17 protein-coding genes are annotated in these 20,534 nt (G+C 61.8%); 14 read left to right on the top strand and 3 right to left on the bottom strand.

Going from position 1 to position 20,534, the window contains the following annotated elements:
* Positions 1-273 precede the first annotated feature (273 nt).
* The 14 genes from FGE21_RS13030 to ribD all read left to right on the top strand — a co-directional run bounded on the left by FGE21_RS13030 (position 274) and on the right by ribD (position 15,803).
* Positions 274-1,704 carry a Glu/Leu/Phe/Val dehydrogenase gene (locus FGE21_RS13030; protein ID WP_139663738.1) on the top strand — a complete coding sequence of 477 codons (1,431 nt, stop codon included), beginning with the start codon at positions 274-276 and terminating at the stop codon, positions 1,702-1,704.
* 177 nt (positions 1,705-1,881) lie between these two features.
* Complete coding sequence (locus FGE21_RS13025) at positions 1,882-2,490, top strand: exonuclease (RefSeq protein ID WP_139663737.1); 609 nt, start codon at positions 1,882-1,884, stop codon at positions 2,488-2,490.
* 322 nt (positions 2,491-2,812) lie between these two features.
* Entirely contained in the window at positions 2,813-4,066 is a 1,254-nt protein-coding gene (locus FGE21_RS13020) for a sarcosine oxidase subunit beta family protein (protein WP_139663736.1), read from the top strand.
* Positions 4,067-4,132: 66 nt separating this feature from the next.
* Entirely contained in the window at positions 4,133-4,423 is a 291-nt protein-coding gene (locus tag FGE21_RS13015; RefSeq protein WP_139663735.1) for a sarcosine oxidase subunit delta, read from the top strand.
* Positions 4,420-7,365 carry a sarcosine oxidase subunit alpha family protein gene (locus tag FGE21_RS13010; RefSeq protein WP_139663734.1) on the top strand — a complete coding sequence of 982 codons (2,946 nt, stop codon included), beginning with the start codon at positions 4,420-4,422 and terminating at the stop codon, positions 7,363-7,365. The genes FGE21_RS13015 and FGE21_RS13010 overlap by 4 nt, the downstream gene beginning before the upstream one ends.
* On the top strand, positions 7,358-7,903 hold the full coding sequence (locus FGE21_RS13005) for a sarcosine oxidase subunit gamma (protein ID WP_139663733.1): 546 nt from the start codon (positions 7,358-7,360) through the stop codon (positions 7,901-7,903). The genes FGE21_RS13010 and FGE21_RS13005 overlap by 8 nt, the downstream gene beginning before the upstream one ends.
* Before the next feature lie 38 nt (positions 7,904-7,941).
* A complete protein-coding gene (locus tag FGE21_RS13000) occupies positions 7,942-8,301 on the top strand; it encodes a hypothetical protein (protein ID WP_139663732.1) in 360 nt (119 codons plus the stop codon).
* A gap of 25 nt (positions 8,302-8,326) precedes the next feature.
* On the top strand, positions 8,327-10,336 hold the full coding sequence (dnaG, locus tag FGE21_RS12995; protein WP_139663731.1) for a DNA primase: 2,010 nt from the start codon (positions 8,327-8,329) through the stop codon (positions 10,334-10,336).
* A gap of 167 nt (positions 10,337-10,503) precedes the next feature.
* On the top strand, positions 10,504-12,498 hold the full coding sequence (gene rpoD, locus FGE21_RS12990) for an RNA polymerase sigma factor RpoD (RefSeq protein ID WP_139663730.1): 1,995 nt from the start codon (positions 10,504-10,506) through the stop codon (positions 12,496-12,498).
* Between the two features lie 284 nt (positions 12,499-12,782).
* Positions 12,783-13,091 (top strand): hypothetical protein, encoded by a 309-nt coding sequence (locus tag FGE21_RS12985; RefSeq protein WP_255731574.1) that lies wholly within the window; start codon positions 12,783-12,785, stop codon positions 13,089-13,091.
* An 83-nt stretch (positions 13,092-13,174) separates the two neighbouring features.
* A complete protein-coding gene (locus FGE21_RS12980) occupies positions 13,175-13,627 on the top strand; it encodes a hypothetical protein (RefSeq protein ID WP_139663729.1) in 453 nt (150 codons plus the stop codon).
* A 12-nt stretch (positions 13,628-13,639) separates the two neighbouring features.
* The gene (locus tag FGE21_RS12975) at positions 13,640-14,059 is read left to right on the top strand and encodes a secondary thiamine-phosphate synthase enzyme YjbQ (RefSeq protein ID WP_139663728.1); all 420 of its coding nucleotides are present in this window, start codon (positions 13,640-13,642) and stop codon (positions 14,057-14,059) included.
* Positions 14,060-14,198: 139 nt separating this feature from the next.
* Positions 14,199-14,666, top strand: a complete 468-nt coding sequence (gene nrdR / locus FGE21_RS12970; protein WP_139663727.1) for a transcriptional regulator NrdR — start codon at positions 14,199-14,201, stop codon at positions 14,664-14,666.
* Between the two features lie 36 nt (positions 14,667-14,702).
* Positions 14,703-15,803 carry a bifunctional diaminohydroxyphosphoribosylaminopyrimidine deaminase/5-amino-6-(5-phosphoribosylamino)uracil reductase RibD gene (gene ribD, locus FGE21_RS12965; protein ID WP_255731573.1) on the top strand — a complete coding sequence of 367 codons (1,101 nt, stop codon included), beginning with the start codon at positions 14,703-14,705 and terminating at the stop codon, positions 15,801-15,803.
* Between the two features lie 151 nt (positions 15,804-15,954).
* On the opposite strand, the gene FGE21_RS12960 is transcribed toward ribD, so the two are convergent.
* The 3 genes from FGE21_RS12960 to FGE21_RS12950 all read right to left on the bottom strand — a co-directional run bounded on the left by FGE21_RS12960 (position 15,955) and on the right by FGE21_RS12950 (position 20,529).
* Positions 15,955-17,997: a capsular polysaccharide biosynthesis protein gene (locus FGE21_RS12960; RefSeq protein WP_139663726.1), complete on the bottom strand. Its 2,043-nt coding sequence runs from the start codon at positions 17,995-17,997 to the stop codon at positions 15,955-15,957.
* 6 nt (positions 17,998-18,003) lie between these two features.
* A complete protein-coding gene (locus tag FGE21_RS12955) occupies positions 18,004-19,131 on the bottom strand; it encodes a polysaccharide biosynthesis/export family protein (protein ID WP_139663725.1) in 1,128 nt (375 codons plus the stop codon).
* A 105-nt stretch (positions 19,132-19,236) separates the two neighbouring features.
* The gene (locus FGE21_RS12950; protein ID WP_139663724.1) at positions 19,237-20,529 is read right to left on the bottom strand and encodes a capsule biosynthesis protein; all 1,293 of its coding nucleotides are present in this window, start codon (positions 20,527-20,529) and stop codon (positions 19,237-19,239) included.
* Between the last annotated feature and the right edge of the window lie 5 nt (positions 20,530-20,534).

The following is a 20,534-nucleotide window of genomic DNA, read 5'->3' as shown; positions in this document are numbered from 1 at the left end:
TCTGGTCCTAAACCGCTCTTTTCGGGAGAGTTTGACGCTAATCCTGTCCGGTTTCTCGGGTTGTCTGGCCAGCTGAAACAATCCGTTCCGGGATCAGAGGCTCGCGCCACAGCTCCCGGGTGGCGGATCCGAAAAGGCCGGTGCCGCAGGGGAGTGGGTTTGCCGCTTTTTTGTGCAGTTTCTGTGGATAATAGGTCGCAGGACGTAACGTTCTCTGAATAGATGGGGAGCAGTATCGCAACTTGAGTCGTTTCAGGAGGACGGGAACAGCCGATGAGCAATCTCAAAGAACCGAGCTTTCGCGAAAGTGTGGACCTCATGTTCAATCGCGCCGTGGCGCTGATGGACCTGCCGCCCGGACTGGAAGAAAAAATCCGTGTCTGCAACGCAACCTATACCGTGCGTTTCGGCGTGCGCCTGCGCGGGAAGCTCCAAACGTTCACGGGCTACCGCTCCGTCCATTCGGAGCATATGGAACCGGTCAAGGGCGGCATTCGCTATGCAATGGGGGTCAACCAGGATGAGGTCGAGGCGCTGGCGGCGTTGATGACCTACAAATGCGCCCTCGTCGAAGCCCCTTTCGGCGGCTCAAAAGGCGGCTTGTGTATCGATCCGCGTGAATACGACGAGCAGGAGCTGGAACTGATCACCCGCCGCTTCGCCTATGAACTGGCGAAACGCGATCTGATCCACCCGTCGCAGAACGTGCCTGCGCCCGACATGGGAACAGGCGAGCGCGAGATGGCGTGGATTGCGGATCAATATGCCCGCATGAACACCACAGACATCAATGCAAGGGCCTGCGTCACCGGAAAGCCGCTGAACGCCGGCGGGATCGCCGGCCGGGTCGAGGCCACAGGCCGCGGGGTTCAATACGCCCTGCAGGAGTTCTTCCGCTATGAGGAAGACAAGGCGAAAGCGGGGCTCTCCGGCACGCTCGATGGCAAGCGCGTCATCGTGCAGGGCCTGGGCAACGTTGGCTATCATGCGGCAAAATTCCTCTCCGAGGAGGACGGTTGCCGGATCATCGGCGTGATCGAACGCGACGGTGGGCTGATGGATGAAAACGGGCTCGACATCGAAGATCTGCACGCCTGGATCGCGAAACATGGCGGCGTTGATGGGTATCCCTCGGGCCGCTACATCAAGGATGGGGCCAAATACCTCGAAGAGGACTGCGATATTCTGGTGCCGGCGGCACTGGAGGGGGTCATCAATCTGACCAACGCAGACCGGATCAAAGCCAAACTGGTGATCGAGGCTGCCAACGGCCCGGTTACCGCCGGGGCGGATGAGATCCTGCGCAAGAAGGGGACGGTGATCATCCCCGACATGTATGCAAATGCCGGGGGCGTGACGGTCTCCTACTTCGAGTGGGTGAAAAACCTGTCGCATATCCGGTTCGGTCGCATGCAGCGGCGTCAGGAAGAGGCGCGTCACCAGCTTGTTGTGGACCAGTTCGAGGCGTTGTCGGAAAGCATGGGCAAGACCTGGACGCTGGATTCCAAGTTCAAGGAGAAATACCTCAAGGGGGCGGGCGAGTTGGAGTTGGTGCGCTCGGGCCTGGATGACACCATGCGCACCGCCTACCAATCCATGCGTGATGTCTGGCACGAGCGCGATGACGTGACGGATCTGCGGACTGCCGCCTATCTGGTCTCCATTGGCAAGGTCGCGGGCAGCTACCGGACCAAGGGTCTTTGACGCGGCAATATGCTGTTTGATGACCGGGATTATCCGGTCCTGTTCTACAGGCTCTCCCATATCGGGAGGGCCTGTTTCACTTGCCGCTTGTGTGGATGACCTCCTCTGCTTGCCCCTTGCCTGGGTGACGCTAGGTCAAGGTCCGGAAGGCACGGAATTCTACCGAAGGAGCGGGTCGTGAAGCAAGCTATTGTGTTTGATTGTGAATTTCTGACGGCCGAGGGCTCTCCCTCGCGGTTCTGGTGTGGCCCGAAGGACCCGGATCCCGTGATTGCACAGATCGGTCTGGTGAAGTTGGGGCTGGAACAGGATTTTCCCATCCTCGGGACCGAACGGATCTATGTGTTGCCGGTTGACCGGCAGGGCGCGCGGTGGCCGCTGGATCCGTTTTTCACCAGGCTGACCGGCATTACCGAAGAGGTTCTTGATCGCCAAGCCGTGCCGCTTGGTTCGGCGCTGAAGGCGGTTGAGGACTATGCCGATGGCGCCCGTCTGTGGTCCTGGGGCAAGGATGAATTCAATATGGTGGCGATCAGCTGCTACGTGGCTGGCCTCGTGCCGCCGCTGCCGGTGACCCGGTTCGGCAACGCCTGCGATCTGTTCCTGAAGGCGGGCATGCCATATGATGATTTGAAAGTCACCCGCAGCAACACCCTGGCCAGCTATTACCAGATCGACCACCCGCCGCTGCAGGGGCATGACGCGGTCGATGACGCATTGTCAGTGACCTATGCGGTCCAGCACCACCTGCGCGGCGGGGCGCTTGACGCCTCTGATTTTGGCTAGGTGCGGCAAAGCCCGAAGTCATAGTTTTGCCCATTGAGTGAAACCTGTCGAAAAGACCGCTTGCTTGTCGTAAATCGAACTAGACAGAAATGCCCAGTTCGTGGCCATCTGCACAAAACACTGCCGAACTTTGACGTTCAGGGCTAGGAGCCTCAGGGCAAACCAGCTAGCACTGAGCTCAAAGCGGATCTGCCCTGTCAAGCGTGACCGTATGACAGTGTGACAGTGTTGCAGTGCGACAGTGTTGCAGTGCGACAGTTTTGCAGTGCGACAGTTTTGCGGGGCGAGAGGGCGACAGGAACAGAGCTTGGGGAGATGAGCCATGCGATTTTCAGGCTGGCGGGTGCTGAAGGAAGGGCTGACGGGCAACAAGGGCTGGGGCCCCCATTGGCGCGACCCTGAACCAAAGCGGGATTACGATGTGGTGATCATTGGCGGCGGTGGACACGGGCTTGCCACCGCATATTACCTCGCCAAGGAGCATGGGCTTCGCAATATCGCCGTGCTGGAAAAGGGCTACCTTGGGGGCGGCAATGTTGGCCGCAACACCACCATCGTGCGTGCGAACTACTATCTGCCGGGCAATTCGGAGTTTTATTCGCACTCCCTGAAGCTGTGGGAGGGGTTGGAGCAGGATCTCAACTACAATGCGATGATGTCGCAGCGCGGCATTCTCAATCTGTTTCACAACGACGGACAGCGCGATGCGACCATCCGCCGGGCCAATGCGATCGTCAATCAGGGCGATGATGCCGAGATTCTCTACCGAGATGAATTGAAGAAGCTGGTGCCGTTTCTCAACTATGACAACAATCGGTTTCCGATCATGGGCGCGCTGCTGCAGCGCCGCGCCGGGACCGCGCGCCATGATGCGGTCGCCTGGGGCTATGCGCGCGCTGCGGATCAGTTCGGTGTGGACCTGATCAAGAATTGTGAAGTCACAGGTATCGATGTAGAGGGCGGCAGGGTCGTGGGGGTTCAGACCGCGCGCGGTCCGATCCGGGCCAGAAAAGTCGCGCTGGCGGCTGCGGGACGTTCCGGACAGGTGGCGGCAATGGCGGGGCTGACCCTGCCGGTCGAGAGCCATGTTTTGCAGGCGTTTGTATCGGAAGGTCTGAAGCCGGTGCTCGACCATGTGGTGACCTTTGCCGAGGGGCATCTCTACATCAGCCAATCCGACAAGGGGGGGCTGGTGTTCGGCAGCTATCTGGATTTCTACAGCTCCTACGCGGCGCGCGGGAACCTGCCGATGGCGGAACATACGATGGAAACCATCGCGGCAATGGTGCCCGCCCTGACCAAGGCACGGCTGCTGCGGAGCTGGGGAGGGATTATGGATATGACGCCCGACGGGTCGCCCATTATTGATCACACGCCTGTCGAGGGGCTCTATCTGAACGCCGGCTGGTGCTATGGCGGGTTCAAGGCAACACCGGCCTCGGGCCACTGCTTTGCCCATCTGATCGCCACGGATCGCCCGCATGAAGCTGCCGCCCGGTTCCGGCTGGATCGGTTTCGCAGCGGCTATGGGCTGATGGATGAGGAGGGAACCGGTGCGCAACATAATCTGCACTGAGCGTCTGGCGCGGGTCACAGGAGCCTCCGGCGGAGGTATTTGGGAAAAGATGAAAGGGCGCCGGTCATGAGGATCACCTGTCCGATCTGCGGCGAGCGGGATCGTCGCGAGTTCACATATCGGGGTGCCGCGCTTGGAGCGCCGGCACTGGAGGCCGGGATCGAGGCCTGGCACGCTCAGGTTCACCTGCGTCTGAATCCGGCCGGGTCGTTGGCCGAGCTTTGGCATCACGAGATGGGCTGTGGCGCCTGGGTTCAGGTCACCCGGAACACCGCAACCCATGAGATGCTTGGGTCGGTCCTGGCTGAGGATGCGGATCTTGCGATGCCTGCGCCGGAAACGGAGGTGGAGCCATGAGGATCTCGGGCCTGGGGCATGGGATGGGAAATCGTCCGGTCAGTTTTTCGTTCAACGGCAAACACTATATGGGAGTGGAAGGCGATACGCTGGCCTCGGCTCTGCTGGCAAATGATGTGCATCTGGTCGCGCGATCGTTCAAGTATCACCGTCCGCGGGGCATACTGACCGCAGGATCGGAAGAGCCCAATGCCCTTGTGACCGTTGGTGAAGGCGCGGCGGGGGATCCCAATATCCGGGCGACCCAGCAGGACATATTCGAAGGGCTGGTGGCGCGCAGTCAGAACTGCTGGCCTTCCGTGGACCGGGACGTGATGGCCGTAAACGATCTGGCCGCACCCTTTCTGGGGGCAGGATTTTACTACAAGACCTTCATGTGGCCCGCGCCGTTTTGGGAAAAGCTCTATGAGCCCATCATTCGCCGCGCTGCGGGGCTGGGTGCTTTGTCCGGAACACCCAATACGGACGTCTATGAGAAAGCCTTTGCGTTTTGCGATCTTCTGGTGATCGGATCGGGGCCTGCGGGGCTGATGGCGGCACTGACTGGCGCGCGCGCGGGTGCCGATGTCATCCTCGCGGAAGAGGACAGCCGCATGGGCGGGCGCTTGCTGGCTGAGGTTGAAGAAATCGATGGCAGGCCTGCCCATGTCTGGGCGGCAGAGGTGATTGCCGAGTTGGAGGCGCTGGACAACGTCCGCCTGATGACCCGCACGGCGATCACGGGCGCCTATGATCAGGGCACATTTTCGGCGCTGGAGCGGGTGTCGCATCACTTGCCACCAAGTCAATCACTGAAGACCGCGCACCGTCCGCGTGAGTGTTTCTGGCGGATCGCAGCCAAGGCGTCGGTGCTGGCGGCAGGGGCAATCGAGCGACCGGTTGCATTTCCCAACAATGACCGACCGGGGATCATGACCGCAGGTGCCGTGCGCGCATATCTCAACCGGTGGGGCGTGGCAGCGGGGGAGCGGATCACGGTTTTTGCCAATAATGACGACGCCCATCGGACCGCCCGCGATCTGCTGGCCGCCGGGGTCCATGTGACCGCTGTGGTCGACAGCCGCCACGATGCGCCGGATGGCACCGGCTTTCCGGTGATCAAGGGGGCCGTGGTTTGTGATACGGCCGGGCGCCGCCGACTGCAGAGCGTCACCGTGCGCAGCGTTCGGGGTGAGGAGAAAATCCAGACAGATTGCCTCGCGATGTCCGGGGGCTGGAACCCGTCGGTCCATCTGACCTGTCACATGAATGGACGCCCCCGCTGGAACCGGGAGCTGGCGGCCTTTGTGCCGGTTGCCGGGGTGGTGCCGGGGATGCAGGTGGCCGGGGCGGCCAATGGTGTCTTCTCCACCGGCGGTGCCCTGCGCGAAGGGGCGGCGGCTGCAAGGGCCGCTCTGGCAGATCTCGGTCTGAAAGCACAGGTGCCGCCTCTGCCGGTGGCCTCGGAGGAGGTCTATCGGATCAGCCCGCTTTGGGCCGTGCCGGGCAAGGGGCGCGCGTGGCTGGATTTCCAGAATGATGTCACGGTCAAGGACGTCACTCAGGCCGCGACGGAAAATTTCCGCTCGGTGGAGCATATGAAGCGCTACACCACACAGGGAATGGCGACAGATCAGGGCAAGAATTCCAACGTGGCGGCCCTTGCGGTGCTGGCCGATGCAACCGGTCGCAGCATTCCAGAGACGGGAGTCACCAGCTTCCGCCCTCCTTTCGTGCCGACCTCGATTGCCGCGATGGGAGCGGGGGGCGAAGGGCAGGGGTTCAAGCCACGGCGCTACCTGACAAGCCACGCGGCGGGATTGGAGCAGGGCGCGTCCAACACCGAGGTGGGGCTCTGGTATCGGGCCAGCTATTTCCCCAAGCAGGGGGAGACGAACTGGCGGCAGTCCTGTGATCGCGAGGTCATGATGGTGCGCAATGCGGTGGGCGTCTGCGATGTCTCGACGCTCGGCAAGATCGACATCAAGGGGCGCGATGCGGCCAGACTGCTGGATCTGGTCTATACCAACATGTTCTCCACCCTGAAAATCGGCCGGGTCCGCTATGGTTTGATGCTGCGCGAGGATGGTTTTGTCATGGATGATGGCACCACCGCGCGGCTGGGCGAGGATCACTACGTCATGACCACCACCACCGCAGCGGCGGGACAGGTCATGGCACATCTGGAGTTTCTGACCCAAGTTGTCCGTCCCGATCTTGATGTGCGGTTCACCTCGGTGACGGATCATTGGGCGCAGTTTGCCATCGCGGGCCCCAAGGCGCGCGCACTCGTTGACGGATTGGTCGAGGAAACAGTGAATGGCGACAGCTGGCCGTTCATGGCCTGCGGCGAGATCACGGTCAAAGGGGTCCGGGGCCGCTTGTTCCGGATCTCCTTTTCGGGCGAGCACGCCTATGAGATCGCCGTTCCGGCGCGCTACGGCGATGCGCTTTACCGGGCGCTGGTCGCGCAGGCCGAGCGCCTTGGCGGTGGGGCATATGGTATGGAGGCGCTCAATGTTCTGCGGATCGAGAAGGGGTTCATCACCCACGCAGAAATCAACGGAACTGTGACGGCTTTTGACCTTGGCATGCAGGGGCTGATATCAAAGAAAAAGTCATGCTGGGGCAAGGCTCTGTCGGAGCGTGCAGGCTTGATGGATGAAGACCGGATGCAGCTTGTCGGGCTCAAGCCTGCGGGCGCGGCCCAGGACATCAGTGCCGGGGCGCATCTGTTTGACCCCGACGCCTCGGTCGAGCGGGTCAATGATCTGGGGTATGTGACCTCGGTCGGGTTCTCGCCGACGCTGGGTCACATGATCGGGTTGGCCATGCTGTCGGCCGGACGGGACCGGATGGGAGACACCGTCCGGCTGGTCGATCACACGCGGGGCATTGATACGCTGTGCGAGGTTGTGAACCCGGTGTTTTTTGATCCTGAGGGAGGGCGTGTCCGTGGATGATCTGAGTGCGAAATCTCCCTGTGAGGGGCTGCTGCCCGCGACCGTCGGCGGTTTTACCCTGCGCGAGGAGCCGCCAACCACATTGACGCTGATTGCGCCCTACGCGGGGCAGGAGGCGGCCCTGAGCGCGGCGATGGACGCGGCGCATGGGCTGGCCTTTCCGGCCCCGAACCGGACCACTGGCTCCGGGGAGGCGCGCGCGGTTTGGTTCGGTCGGAGGCAGGCGGTGTTGATGGGGCCCGACGCCCAGCCCGGGTTGGCGGCGCACGCGGCGTTGACCGATATCAGCGATGGCTGGGCCGTGGTGCGGCTGGACGGCGACCGGGCAGAGGATGTGTTGGCCCGTCTGGTGCCGGTGGATCTGCGCCCTCGGGTGTTCCAACCGGGCCATACGGCGCGCACCGAACTGCGGCACATGATGGCGTCGCTCACGCGGGTGTCAGCAAAATCCTTTCAAATCATGGTGTTCCGCTCGTTCGCCGAAACGCTTGTTCACGATGTCAAAACAGCCATGGAAGCCGTGGCGGCACGGGGCTAGATTGGCAGGAATCTCGAAACTGATTCCGGAGCTGATCTATGATCCGCAAGATCCTTGCTGCCGCGCTTGTGGCGGCGCCCCTGAGTGCCACATCTGTTCTGGCTGACGCCGATCTCGGCAAGGAGGACAGCTGCAAATACCAGGGCCAGGTGATGTCCGCCGTACAGCAGGCGCGGCTGGACCGGGTGCCGCAGGCCCAGGTCGAGGATACGATCCGTGCGACATCGCCGGACTGGCCTGCAAATTTCTCCAATGCCATTCCGCAACTGACAGCGCATGTCTATCAGATGAAGCGGCGCGATCTGAAACAATATGACCTCGGAGAGGTGTTCGAGGCGCAATGTCTTGAGAACTGGGAGCAGATCCAGACCATGAAGAAGAACCTTGCCGACAACTGAAGTGCCTGATTGATCGGACCCCGATATGTCTCTGCCTCCTGGATTCCTGGATGAACTGCGCACCCGCGTCAGCCTGTCTGACGTTGTCGGGCGAAAGGTCATGTGGGACCAGCGCAAGAGCCAGCCAGGCAAGGGAGACCTGTGGTCGCCCTGTCCGTTCCATCACGAGAAAACGGCGTCTTTTCATGTGGATGACCGCAAGGGATTTTACTACTGCTTTGGCTGTCACGCCAAGGGAGATGCCCTGAAATTCGTGCAGGAGACCGAGAATGTCTCTTTCATGGAGGCGGTGGAAATCCTCGCGGGCGAAGCCGGGCTGGAGATGCCGAAACGTGATCCGAAGGCGGCCGAGAAGCAGGATCGGCGCACGCAGCTTGCGGACGTCATGGAGCAGGCGGTGCGGTTTTTCCGCCTCCAGCTGAACACGCAGGCGGCAAGCGAGGCGCGGGCCTATCTGTCGCGGCGGGGACTGAGTGCTGAGGCGCTGGAGCGCTGGGAAATCGGTTTTGCGCCTGATGGCTGGCAGCATCTTTGGGATGCCTTGAAAGGCAAGGGCGTCGCTGATGATCTGATCCTTGGGGCGGGGCTGGCAAAGCCTTCGAGCAAGGGCAAGAAACCCTATGATACGTTTCGCAACCGGATCATGTTTCCGATCCGCGATGCGCGGGGGCGGGCCATTGCCTTTGGCGGGCGGGCGATGGATCCGAACGACAACGCCAAATATCTGAACTCGCCCGAGACGGAGCTGTTCGACAAGGGGCGCAACCTGTATAACCACGGCCCTGCGCGTGCGGCCTCCGGACGCGGCAGCACATTGGTGGTGGCGGAAGGCTACATGGATGTGATTGCGCTGTCCGAGGCGGGGTTCGCGTCTTCTGTGGCTCCGCTGGGAACAGCCGTCACCGACAGCCAGCTGCAATTGCTGTGGCGGATTTCGGATGAGCCGATCATCGCGCTGGATGGTGACACGGCCGGCGTGCGGGCGGCGATGCGTCTGATTGACATGGCGCTGCCCTTGCTGGAAGCGGGCAAGTCCCTGCGGTTTGCCGTCATGCCCGACGGCAAGGATCCTGACGATCTGATCCGCGCGGAAGGGGCCGGGGCCGTGCAGACGGTGTTGGATCAGGCGATCCCGATGGTGCGGCTGTTGTGGCAGCGAGAAACCGAAGGCCGGGTCTTTGACAGCCCCGAACGCAAGGCCGCGCTGGACAAGTCGTTGCGTGAGAAGATCAAGCTGATCCGCGATCCGTCAATTCGCCAGCACTATGCCGAGGATCTCAAGGAACTGCGGTTCCAGCTCTTTCGGGGCAACCGGGGCGGCGCGCGGCAGGGGGGCTCCGGCTATGAGACACGTCAGGGGGGATACAAACCGCGCTCCCGATCCCAGAGCGGGTTTCGCGATGGCGCCCGCATGCCATGGGCGGCGCCGCCATCGCCGCGCGCGACCACGCGGTCATCGATCGTGGCCGCGGCCGAGGATCAGGACTTTGCCCGGGTGCGTGAGGCCGTGATCCTGGCCACGGCCCTGACAACGCCGACCGTCATCCCGGAGTTCGAGATCAACCTCGAACGCATGCAGTGCCGGGATCCCGATCATGCCCACCTGCGTGACCTCGTATTGCGTCACGGCATTGATGCACCAGAGCGACTTCGCGATGAAATTACGTATGCTCTCGGGCCTGATGCCCTTGAAAACCTGATGGCCCTGCGCCATGTGGCAATCAGTCCCTGCGTGCGCAAACCCGGCGATCTGGAAATGGCCAGCCTCACTCTGGCCGAGGAATTCGCGAAACTCGAGAGCATGGCGGGGCTCAATGCTGAACTGGCGGAGGCCGAGGAGGATCTGGATAGTCTCGCCGATGAGGCCCTGACCTGGCGGTTGCGTCAGGCGGCAGAGGCCCGCAACCGGGCTGTTCGCAGCGAGAATGAGGACAAGGCGACATATGATGTGGGCGAGAACGGTGCGCGGCTCAACAGGGATGAGCGCGATGCCTTTGGCGCCCTGCTCAACCGAATCGGCTTCAGCGAAAAATAACTGAATGGAAGCGGTTCTGACGTGCCCGACTGTGGCCGCCACGCCGCGAAATGACGTTTTGCTAAAGAAGCGCAAAGAAAAATTGGGTAAACGGGGTGACGAATCACAAGACCGCACTAATGATTCGATCCACCCGAATCGCCCGCAGCCCCTTAGAGGAGCAATGAATGGCCGCCAAAGATACTGATGACCGCAAGCCTGACGATCAGGACGCCGAAATTTCGCTCGACATGAGCCAGGCCCAGGTCAAGAAGATGATCGCCGAAGCCCGTGAGAAGGGCTACATCACCTACGATCAGCTCAATCAGGTTCTGCCGCCGGATCAGGTCTCCTCCGAACAGATCGAGGATGTCATGTCCATGCTGTCGGAGATGGGCATCAACATCATCGAGGACGAAGAGGCCGAGGAAGAGGAGAACAAAGGCTCCACCGAACTGGTCTCTGCCGAGACCAATCGCGAAGTCTCTGTCGCGGGCGCGCAGGCCGAAAAACTCGATCGTACCGATGATCCGGTGCGGATGTATCTGCGCGAGATGGGGTCCGTCGAATTGCTGTCGCGCGAAGGCGAAATTGCCATCGCCAAGCGCATCGAGGCGGGTCGCAACACGATGATCCTTGGGCTCTGTGAGAGCCCCTTGACCTTTCAGGCGATTACGATCTGGCACGACGAACTTCTGTCCGAAGACATCCTGTTGCGGGATGTGATCGATCTGGAAGCCACCTTTGGCAATCAGATGGACGAAGAAGGTGGCGTCGAACAGCCGGTGGTCGATCCGTCGGCGGTAAGTGCCGCCACGCCGGAGAAAAGCAAAGAAGACAGTCCCGAGCTGGACGCCGACGGCAACCCGATCCTCAACAATGACGATGATGAGGATGAGGACGATCAGGCCAATATGTCCCTCGCTGCCATGGAGGCCGCGCTGAAGGACCGCGTTCTGGAAACTCTGGAACGGATTTCCAATGATTTCGCGATGTTGTCGGAAATGCAGGATCTGCGGATCTCGGCAACGCTGAATGAGGATGGCTCCTTCTCGGCGTCGGATGAAGCCAAGTATCAGCAGCTGCGCTCCGAGATCGTGGAGCTGGTGAACGGGCTGCATCTTCACAACAACCGGATCGAAGCCCTGATTGACCAGCTCTATGGCATCAACCGCCGTGTGATGCAGATCGACAGCGCGATGGTCAAACTCGCCGATCAGGCCCGGATCAACCGCAAGGAGTTCGTTGACGCCTACCGGGGACGCGAGCTGGACCCCAACTGGTTGTCCGATATGGGGGAAAAGCCGGGTCGGGGCTGGCAGATGTTCATCGAACGCTCCACCGAGAAGGTCGAAGAACTGCGGGCAGATATGGCGCAGGTCGGCCAATACGTGGGTCTCGATATTTCGGAATTCCGCCGTATCGTGCAGCAGGTGCAAAAAGGCGAAAAAGAAGCCCGTCAGGCGAAGAAGGAAATGGTCGAGGCGAACTTGCGTCTCGTGATTTCGATCGCCAAGAAATACACTAACCGCGGCCTGCAGTTCCTGGATCTCATTCAGGAAGGCAACATCGGCCTGATGAAGGCGGTGGACAAGTTCGAATACCGTCGCGGGTACAAATTCTCGACCTATGCCACATGGTGGATCCGTCAGGCGATCACCCGCTCGATTGCGGATCAGGCCCGGACTATCCGGATCCCGGTTCACATGATCGAGACGATCAACAAACTGGTCCGGACCGGGCGCCAGATGCTGCATGAGATCGGCCGCGAGCCGACGCCGGAAGAGCTGGCTGAAAAGCTGCAGATGCCGCTGGAAAAAGTCCGCAAGGTGATGAAGATCGCCAAGGAGCCGATCTCTCTGGAAACGCCGATTGGCGACGAAGAAGACAGCCAGCTGGGCGATTTCATCGAGGACAAGAATGCTGTGCTGCCGCTGGACAGCGCCATTCAGGAAAACCTCAAGGAAACCACCACCCGGGTTCTGGCGAGCCTGACCCCCCGCGAGGAGCGTGTTTTGCGGATGCGGTTTGGCATTGGCATGAACACCGACCACACGCTGGAAGAAGTGGGCCAGCAGTTCTCGGTGACCCGTGAGCGTATCCGTCAGATCGAGGCCAAGGCCCTGCGCAAGCTGAAACACCCGAGCCGGTCGCGCAAACTGCGCAGCTTCCTCGACCAATAGCACCCAAGGCGGCCCCCGGTTTTCCGGGCTGGCTCCGCCTGCATCAGACCAAGGTTTCAAAGGCGCCCCGGATTGAGTTCGGGGCGCTTTTTCGTTCCTTCTCCCAGCGGCCCAGGTCTACCAAATCATGTCGCGCCTGAACCTCCGGTCTCGCGTGCCGGGAACGGGTCTGCGCCTTTTGGTGTTAACCAACCGGCCAATCTGCGTGTTGAATAAAGTTTTCAAAGAATTATCCTGTCCTGGGTGAGTGTGATCGCTTTGACCAGACAGAACCGGGGGTGACGATGAGCGGACGTAACGAGTTGACGCGTGCCATGACCGCATTGGACAAGCAGCTGGATGCGCTGGAAACGATGACGGAGGTGAACTCCTTTCTTGTCTCGGCAATGCGCGAGCATGAACAAGAGCTGACCCGCATGAGCCCACAGGAAACCCGTGAAATGCTGCGGGCCAAGGCGCGGGCCATCTATCGGCCGGACGGCGGGCTCAAACCCAATGCCAGCGCGCTGCAGCTTCTGGAGGAGACCTTGGGGCGCGGTCAATCCGCCGAGATCATCCCGTTTCGCCCGCGCGGTTCAGAGCTTTCTTCCTGATCCGGCTTCTCCGCGCCAGTCGAAGACTTGTTCCGCTCACGTGAACGGCCTACATCAGCGGGAGCCAACGAAGGATGCCCCTGATGCCGATCTCCAGCGTTTTCAACCGCCTCGCCTGTACTGCCCTGATCGGTCTGTCAGGACTGGCGGCCTGCACCGAGCTGCCCAGTACCGGAGCACAGGCGGATTTCTATGCTCCACGCACGCAGGCTCGGGTCTATGCGCTGGATGCGCGCAGCTTTGAGGTGGTGCCGCAGATCGGCGCCAATGGTGCGTCCTATTGGTGCACCGCTGCTGATTTCGCGCGGCGGCGCCTTGGGGCGGGGTGGTCGCAGATGATCTACGTCCAGAAGGGGCGGGCGGACAGCGTCGTCAGCGGCCGTATCGATGCGGTGACCTTCACCCTCGACGAAATTCCGCGCGCGGAGGGCTATCCGCTCATACGCCGCGCCTATGGCTTCAAACCCGGTGACGCCTTCAGCCTCTCCACCGCCGAGGGCTTCTGTCACGAAGTTGAACCGCTGCTCTTCTTCTAGGACCGCCGAAGCATGCCGCAGCACGAGTTCACGATCGAGACACAGGGGCAGGGGCTCTACGAATTCACGCGGCTGCTGTGCGATTGGGTCGCTCAATCGCAGGTGGAGGCCGGGCTGCTCACGCTGTTTGTGCGCCATACGTCCTGCTCTTTGCTGGTGCAGGAGAACGCCGATCCCGAGGTCCGCGATGACCTGCTCGCATATTTCGCCCGTTTGGTGCCGCCCTCCAGCGATCCGTCGATGGCCTATCTGCGTCATACCTATGAGGGGCCGGACGATATGCCGGCCCATATCAAGGCGGCAATGCTGCCGCTGAGCCTGTCGCTCCCAATCTCGGACGGGCGGCCAGTGCTGGGCACCTGGCAGGGGATCTATCTCTTCGAACACCGCAATGCCCCGCATCAGCGCAGGGTCTTCGCGCATCTTGCCTAGCCCGCTGCACGCCCCGCAGGCCAAGGTGTTGCGGTGGCAATTCCCCTCTACCCAAACTCTAGCAGCTCCCCTATAGTTGTGGATAAATGCGCAAGGCTGCGCACTAGAGCGATTTTGTGTCAGGGAAGGGAGCCCGCGGATGCGCTGCCCGTTTTGCGGAAATGTCGATACCCAAGTGAAGGATTCACGCCCGGCAGAGGATCACGTCTCTATTCGTCGGCGCCGGTCCTGTCCGGCCTGCGGTGGGCGCTTCACCACCTATGAACGGGTCCAGCTGCGGGATCTGGTGGTGATAAAATCCAACGGCAAGCGGGAGGATTTCGACCGCGACAAGCTGGAACGCTCCATCCGGATCTCCATGCAGAAACGCCCGGTAGATCCGGAGCGGATCGATCAGATGATCTCCGGCATCGTGCGACGGCTTGAGAGCATGGGGGAAACCGATATCCGCTCCAAGATGATCGGCGAAATCGCGATGGAAGCGCTGGCCCGGATCGATACGGTGGCCTATGTGCGCTTTGCCAGCGTCTATAAAAACTTCCAGGCGGCCGACGATTTCGAGGATTTTGTGCACGAGTTGCGTCCACCGGTCCAGCCTGACAGCTGATCTGCGGATCTGACGTGCAGGGAAAGGTCTGAACCCATGACCCAGAGTGATGATCGCTTCATGGCGATGGCCCTGTCGCTCGGGCGCAGAGGGCAGGGGCGAACCTGGCCCAATCCTGCGGTCGGATGCGTCATTGTGCGCTCGGGGCGGGTTGTCGGACGCGGCTGGACCCAACCCGGTGGCAGGCCGCACGCAGAGGCCGTGGCCCTGGCTCAGGCCGGGCCGGCTGCTGAGGGTGCCACGGCCTATGTCAGCCTCGAACCCTGCGCCCATACCGGCCAGACCCCGCCCTGCGCGCAGGCTTTGATTGATGCAGGTGTCGCACGCGTGGTGGCCGCGATTGGCGACAGTGACCCACGTGTCAGCGGTCAGGGGTTTGCGATGTTGCGCGCGGCGGGCATAAAAGTCACCACCGGCGTTTGCATGGATGAGGCCGGGTTCGACCACGAGGGATTCTTCCTCAGGACAGAACAGGGACGGCCGTTTGTAACCCTCAAGCTGGCCGCCAGCTTCGATGGCCGCATTGCGACGGGCTCCGGGCAGAGCAAATGGATCACCGGCCCCGAAGCCCGCCGGGCTGTACACGCCATGCGCGCCCGCCATGACGCGGTGATGGTCGGCGCGGGGACGGCCCGGGCGGACGATCCCAGCCTGACCGTGCGTGACCTCGGCATCGAGGCCCAGCCCGCGCGGGTGGTCGTGTCACGTCATCTCGACTTGCCGCTGATGAGCAGCCTGGCCCGTTCGGCACGCGATGTGCCGCTTTTTCTCTGCCACGGTCACAGTGCCGATGCAGAGCGTATCCGCGCATGGGAAGGGGTCGGCGCCACTCTCCTGTCCTGTGGGGCGTTGGGCACGCAGCTCGACCCGCATGACGTGTTGCAGCAACTGGGGCAGGTGGGCATGACGCGTGTATTCTGCGAGGGTGGCAGCGCGCTGGCCGCAACGTTGTTGGCCCATGATCTGGTGGATGAGCTGGTCGGCTTCACGGCCGGTGTTGCGATTGGCGCCGAGGGGCTGCCCTCAATCGGCGCATTGGGGATTGGGGCCTTGCCGGACGCTCCGCGGTTTGACCTGATCGAGACCCGCACCATCGGCGCCGATATCCTGCATCGCTGGAAACGCCCTCAAAGCTAGACGATTTCCTGAACCGCCTTCCGCTGACGTGGAAAAGGCTGCCAATGCGCCGAAGACCACGCGCATTCGGTCACATGATCACAGCAGCGATTTCGGCTCTGGTTTCATCTTTTGAAAATACCTCGGAGCGCGAGGCAGCGCCTCGCATCCTTCATCCGCGCCAAAGACGGACGGAGCTGGCCAGGAGCCCCTGCAGCTTCGACAGGCTTCGATTAAGCTGGCCCGGTTGCGGCAGGTCGCCGTTGATCAACCGATCCACCGCCACTTCCGGCGGACAGGGAAGTCCGGAGATGGGATCGAAATACCGCGGATAGTCAATGAGCGCGGCATAGGCCAGCCCGAGTATACCAGGCTTTGCGTCCCGCCAGTGTGGGGCCTGCAGCCGGTCTTGCGTCAGCCCCCACCCGGCATAAAACGGCAGCCCGACACAGGTCACAGGCACCCGCCGCAGCAAAGCCTCGAACCCGAGAAGCGAGGTCATGGTCCAGACTTCGTCAACGGAATCGATCAGGGCGGCCGGATTGGCGCGCACCGCGATCACATCCGCCCAGGTTTCAACCGACCGCAGCTCTCCCTTGCGCAATCCGGCTTCGACATCCGGATGAGGTTTGTAGATGATAACGGCCTTCGGACGGGCCGCGCGCACCGCTTGCAGCAGCTTCATATTGGTATTGATCTTGCCGGTGCCAAGCCGGATCGAGGCGTCATCTTCGACCTGGCCGGGCACCAAAATACGATGCCCTTTGGGGAGCTCCGGCAGGTCGCCACCAATGTTGTATTTTGTGATTTCGTGCTTGATCAAACGCATCACCAAGGCTTCGATCCGCCTTTCCTGCTGCGGGGTCAGTGTCGCGCGGGCGCGGATCAGATCGTCCAGATCATTGTGACGAGTGGGGTCGTAATAGATCCCCTGCCGGTCCAGCGCCAGAGACAGGGGCGGGACAAGCTGCGCCCCGAGACCTTTTGAACGTAAAAAACCATCCTCCAGGTTCCAGGCCCCTGCATGTGCCTCGGTCGCCTTGCTGGCCCAGACCATCCAGGACTTGCCGCTCTTGCGGGCTGTCTGCGCACTTTCAGTGAAGCGCATGCGAACGTGCTGGCCAAAAAACTTCTGCAAAGGTTTGCGTTTCCACAAACTGATCCCGGAGGCGGCCCAGCCAACGCGGTCCTCGCGCCAGGCCCGCACCTGTGCCTCCAGTGCATCAATCACCTGTTCCACCTCGCAGAGCTGATCGTTGTAGGGGTCATACCAGGTGGGATACTGGATCATTGCAGCGGCAAAAAGCTGGGCCCGGGTCAGCTTGCGGGTGCGCCCCTGCGGTGGAAATTCATCCTCTGTCAGGCCCCAACCGGCATAGAACGGCTGGCCGAAGATCCGCGGTTTATGCCCCGCGAGGATCGCTTCGAACCCCAGCTGCGACGACACTGTATAGACCCCGACCGCCCCCTCCAGCAGGAGATGCGGCGACACCGGGGCATCGAACAGCTCCACCCGACCAGTGGCATCACGGGCGCTGAAATACCCGGGCCGGTGGCCGCGCACCGTCTCCGGGTGGGTCTTGATCAGGATGCGCGCGCCGGGATGTTCCTCCTGCGCAAAGGCAAGCATCTCTTGAAACCGGCCCTGATCGGCCCCCGGAAACGGCACTGACGCCTTGACGGAGGCATCGCCGCGCAATTGGTCAACGACCAGGACATAACCGGGATCCGGCACCGGCACCTGAGGGTGGAAGGCGTTGTATTTGCTGAGATGTGCGTCCTGCAGGCGGGCCATTGCATCCCGTGCACGCCGCATCAGGTGGCTGTCGTCCAGTGGATCCGTCTTCAGCATGATCACAAGGTCGCTGGACAGATGCGGATTGAAATGCACCCCGGTGCGATCGATCAGCAACCCAAGCGGCGGCTCCCCGCTGCGCCCTGGATGGACCGAGCGCAGGAAAGCATCCTCAACCCGGATCATCGCCGCGTGGTGGGCTTCGGCGACCTTCTTGCCGCGATGTGCAGTGGGAGAATCCCCCCATATGCCGACGAAGTCGCCGTCTTTCGGGCGGCCAAGACGAATATCATAGCCGGCGAGCTGCAGAATGCGCCGCACCCGCTGCTGGAATAAAAACCCGCTATTGTACACAAAAAGCCGGGAGCGAGAGCTCCCGGTTTGTGTGGTGTCAGGATGCGGCTTCGGCCTTTGCATCATGAGAGATCAGTCGGCACCGAAGAGCGTGTCAATGCTTGCCGCTGTGGAGAGGGGGCTGAACAGCAGCGACAGGGTCTTGGTCCACTGCGCATAGGGCGCCTCGGTCACATAGATGGTATCGCCGTCCCGGATCACGAAATCGCGGGCGATGAACAACCCGTTCGGCTGGGTGAGGTTCAGCACATAGACCATCCGCTGGGCACCGATCAGATCGTTGCGTCCCAGGACCTGATTTGAAATCTCCGCCGCTTCGTTGCGGAAGACAAACACGCCGGTGGGGTCGGACGCGGTGGCAATCAGGCCACCAACCTGCGCGATGGCCTCCAGCGCAGAGAGGTTCTGGCTCTCGAAGGGCACGCGGGCCTGAGCAGCGGTGGCGCCAAGGGCGGTAAAGGCGCGTGTATCGGCCTCGACAAGGATCTTGTCGCCATTGCGCAGCGCAATATCAAGCTGCGGGTTGTCATAGAGATCCTCGAACCACACGGTGCCGGTCTGCTGGCCCCGGATAATGGTAACCTGCGCGATTTCCGGCTCGATTGCGATGCCACCGGCGCGCGCCAGCATGGTCGACAGCGTCCGCGTCGGGCGCTCGATCGGGTAGACCCCCTGACCGCCGACGGCTCCGGTCAGGCTCACGGTGGCGCCATCCCCGGCGAGGCGACGGACCTGAACCTGCGGATCCGGTGTTTGATCCTCCAGCTTTTCGGTGATCGCTTCGCGCAGCTGTTCGGGCGTGTTGCCCGAGGCCCGCACCCGGCCGGCGTAGGGCACGAATATGTATCCGGCCCCGTCAACCTGCACTTCTTCGAGGGCCGTCGCATTTGCCCCGGCGCTGGCAAGCAGGCCGTCATCGACGTTTTCCCAGATGGTCAGCCCGAGAATGTCGCCGGGCCGGATGATGTCCGATGTCAGCACCGACGCATTGGCGAAAGAGTCCGAAAACCCGAGCGCCGGCACAACGGCGGTGGCAAGGGCGACGCGGTCATTGACGGATACAACAAAGGCATCGCCTTGTTTTTGAACGGATCCCGCAAAAATCTGACGTTTGCTTGGGCCAACCTTGGGCAGCCCGCAGGACGCCGCAAGGGCAACTGCCGTCAGCAATGCCACGGGGCGCGCCCATCGAAAATGCATGGGTTTCACTGCTCGGTCTCCTCGACCTGTTTTTATTTTGCCTCAAGTTTTGCCAGCAAATTAACCGAGTGTTCGGAAAAAATCCAGAGACCTGTGCACTGTGGCTCAGGTCACGGCACGCAAGTGTTGCCGTGGCGCTGCTGTTCCGGCGAGGAACGCGTCATAGGGATCCTCGGCTGCCAGCATCATGTCGACGACCTGCCGCAACAACTGTCTGCGCCCGGAGCGGGAATAAAATCCGCCGGGCAGCTGCGATGTTTCCAGAAGATACCGGCGATACTGTTTGTAGGCGCGTCCGTCCGGGCGGGCCGGCGCGGTAAAGAACTCCGTGAGGGGCTGGGTGGAGACGAATTCGGGCTTGTCATAGACGGCCTTGCCGAAGACCTTGAGCGGCAGGCCGCGCCAGAGCACTTGCTGGCCCGCGGTGGAGTTCACGGTCACGGCCGTGCGCGCTTCGTTCAGAAGCTGGGCCAGCTTGCCACCCCGCACGTAGTGGACCCTGTCGCTGACGCCATGGGCGCGGGCGATACGCTTCAGATCACGGCGCAGCGGCACGCGGCCGTCTTCCAGCGGATGCGCCTTGAACACCAGATGGTGATGCGTCGGCGCGCTGGCAGCGAAATCGGTGATCACGGTGTCCAGAAAATCCGTCATAGTGGAAAAAGGGGAGTGGGCCTGAAAGGCGCTGTCATGTTCCAGCTGCAACAGCGCCAGATGGTAGGGAAAACCGCCGTTTCGAATGCGCGCGGTGGCAATGCGGCGGTCAAGCGCGTGCATCGGCATCATCAGGAGACGACGCAGGTAGAGCTGAAATTCTCGGGTGACCGGCAACGCCCGATGCGGGCGAAAGCTGCGGTAGCCCCGGTTCCAGAACATGACGAACCAGTGATAGAGCGCGCCGTAGATCACATGTTGCCGGGTATCGCCCCAATGGGCCGGTGGCAGTGGCATGTCCAGCTCACTGCGGGCGAGGGTCTGCTCCATGTCGGCGACCTGCATCTGCATCAGGCGGGAATGGCCGTTGGAGCCGCCCCGTTCGTAGGTGACCCAATAGGGCCGGAGGTAGCCTTCTTCAAAGACGTGGACGGTCACGCCGCGGCTGCGCGCGATCTCTGTCGCCCGGGCATGAACCGGACGTGTATCGCCATAAAGGACGATATCGGTCACATCATGCACATCCAGCAATTCGGCAAACCGCGCAGGCCAGTCGTCAGGCGCCCCCCTGTAGGGGATGTAGCTTTGCCGGTCGGTCCAGAAGACCCGGTCACCGGTGTTGAAGCCGACGCGATGGACCCGACAGCCCGCCGATCGCAAAAGGCGCGCGAGCGCGGCAAAAAACGGTCCGTGCGGACCTTGCAGGAACAAAAAGCTGCGCGTGTCGGCGGAAGGCGGGGGCATCTCGG

It is taken from the genome of Phaeobacter sp. B1627, from assembly GCF_006265095.1.
Lineage (GTDB): Bacteria > Pseudomonadota > Alphaproteobacteria > Rhodobacterales > Rhodobacteraceae > Epibacterium.
The sequence above is the reverse complement of the archived record's forward strand: the minus strand, read 5'-3'. Positions and strand labels throughout refer to the sequence as shown.

Excerpts from the sequence above, each read along its gene's own strand:
- FGE21_RS13030 (WP_139663738.1), top strand. The coding sequence starts at position 274 with ATGAGCAATCTCAAAGAACCGAGCTTTCGCGAAAGTGTGGACCTCATG.
- FGE21_RS13020 (WP_139663736.1), top strand. The coding sequence starts at position 2,813 with ATGCGATTTTCAGGCTGGCGGGTGCTGAAGGAAGGGCTGACGGGCAAC.
- FGE21_RS13015 (WP_139663735.1), top strand. The coding sequence starts at position 4,133 with ATGAGGATCACCTGTCCGATCTGCGGCGAGCGGGATCGTCGCGAGTTC.
- FGE21_RS13010 (WP_139663734.1), top strand. The coding sequence starts at position 4,420 with ATGAGGATCTCGGGCCTGGGGCATGGGATGGGAAATCGTCCGGTCAGT.
- FGE21_RS13000 (WP_139663732.1), top strand. The coding sequence starts at position 7,942 with ATGATCCGCAAGATCCTTGCTGCCGCGCTTGTGGCGGCGCCCCTGAGT.
- dnaG (WP_139663731.1), top strand. The coding sequence starts at position 8,327 with ATGTCTCTGCCTCCTGGATTCCTGGATGAACTGCGCACCCGCGTCAGC.
- rpoD (WP_139663730.1), top strand. The coding sequence starts at position 10,504 with ATGGCCGCCAAAGATACTGATGACCGCAAGCCTGACGATCAGGACGCC.
- FGE21_RS12985 (WP_255731574.1), top strand. The coding sequence starts at position 12,783 with ATGAGCGGACGTAACGAGTTGACGCGTGCCATGACCGCATTGGACAAG.
- FGE21_RS12980 (WP_139663729.1), top strand. The coding sequence starts at position 13,175 with ATGCCGATCTCCAGCGTTTTCAACCGCCTCGCCTGTACTGCCCTGATC.
- FGE21_RS12975 (WP_139663728.1), top strand. The coding sequence starts at position 13,640 with ATGCCGCAGCACGAGTTCACGATCGAGACACAGGGGCAGGGGCTCTAC.
- nrdR (WP_139663727.1), top strand. The coding sequence starts at position 14,199 with ATGCGCTGCCCGTTTTGCGGAAATGTCGATACCCAAGTGAAGGATTCA.
- ribD (WP_255731573.1), top strand. The coding sequence starts at position 14,703 with ATGACCCAGAGTGATGATCGCTTCATGGCGATGGCCCTGTCGCTCGGG.
- FGE21_RS12960 (WP_139663726.1), bottom strand. The coding sequence starts at position 17,997 with ATGATGCAAAGGCCGAAGCCGCATCCTGACACCACACAAACCGGGAGC.
- FGE21_RS12955 (WP_139663725.1), bottom strand. The coding sequence starts at position 19,131 with ATGCATTTTCGATGGGCGCGCCCCGTGGCATTGCTGACGGCAGTTGCC.
- FGE21_RS12950 (WP_139663724.1), bottom strand. The coding sequence starts at position 20,529 with ATGCCCCCGCCTTCCGCCGACACGCGCAGCTTTTTGTTCCTGCAAGGT.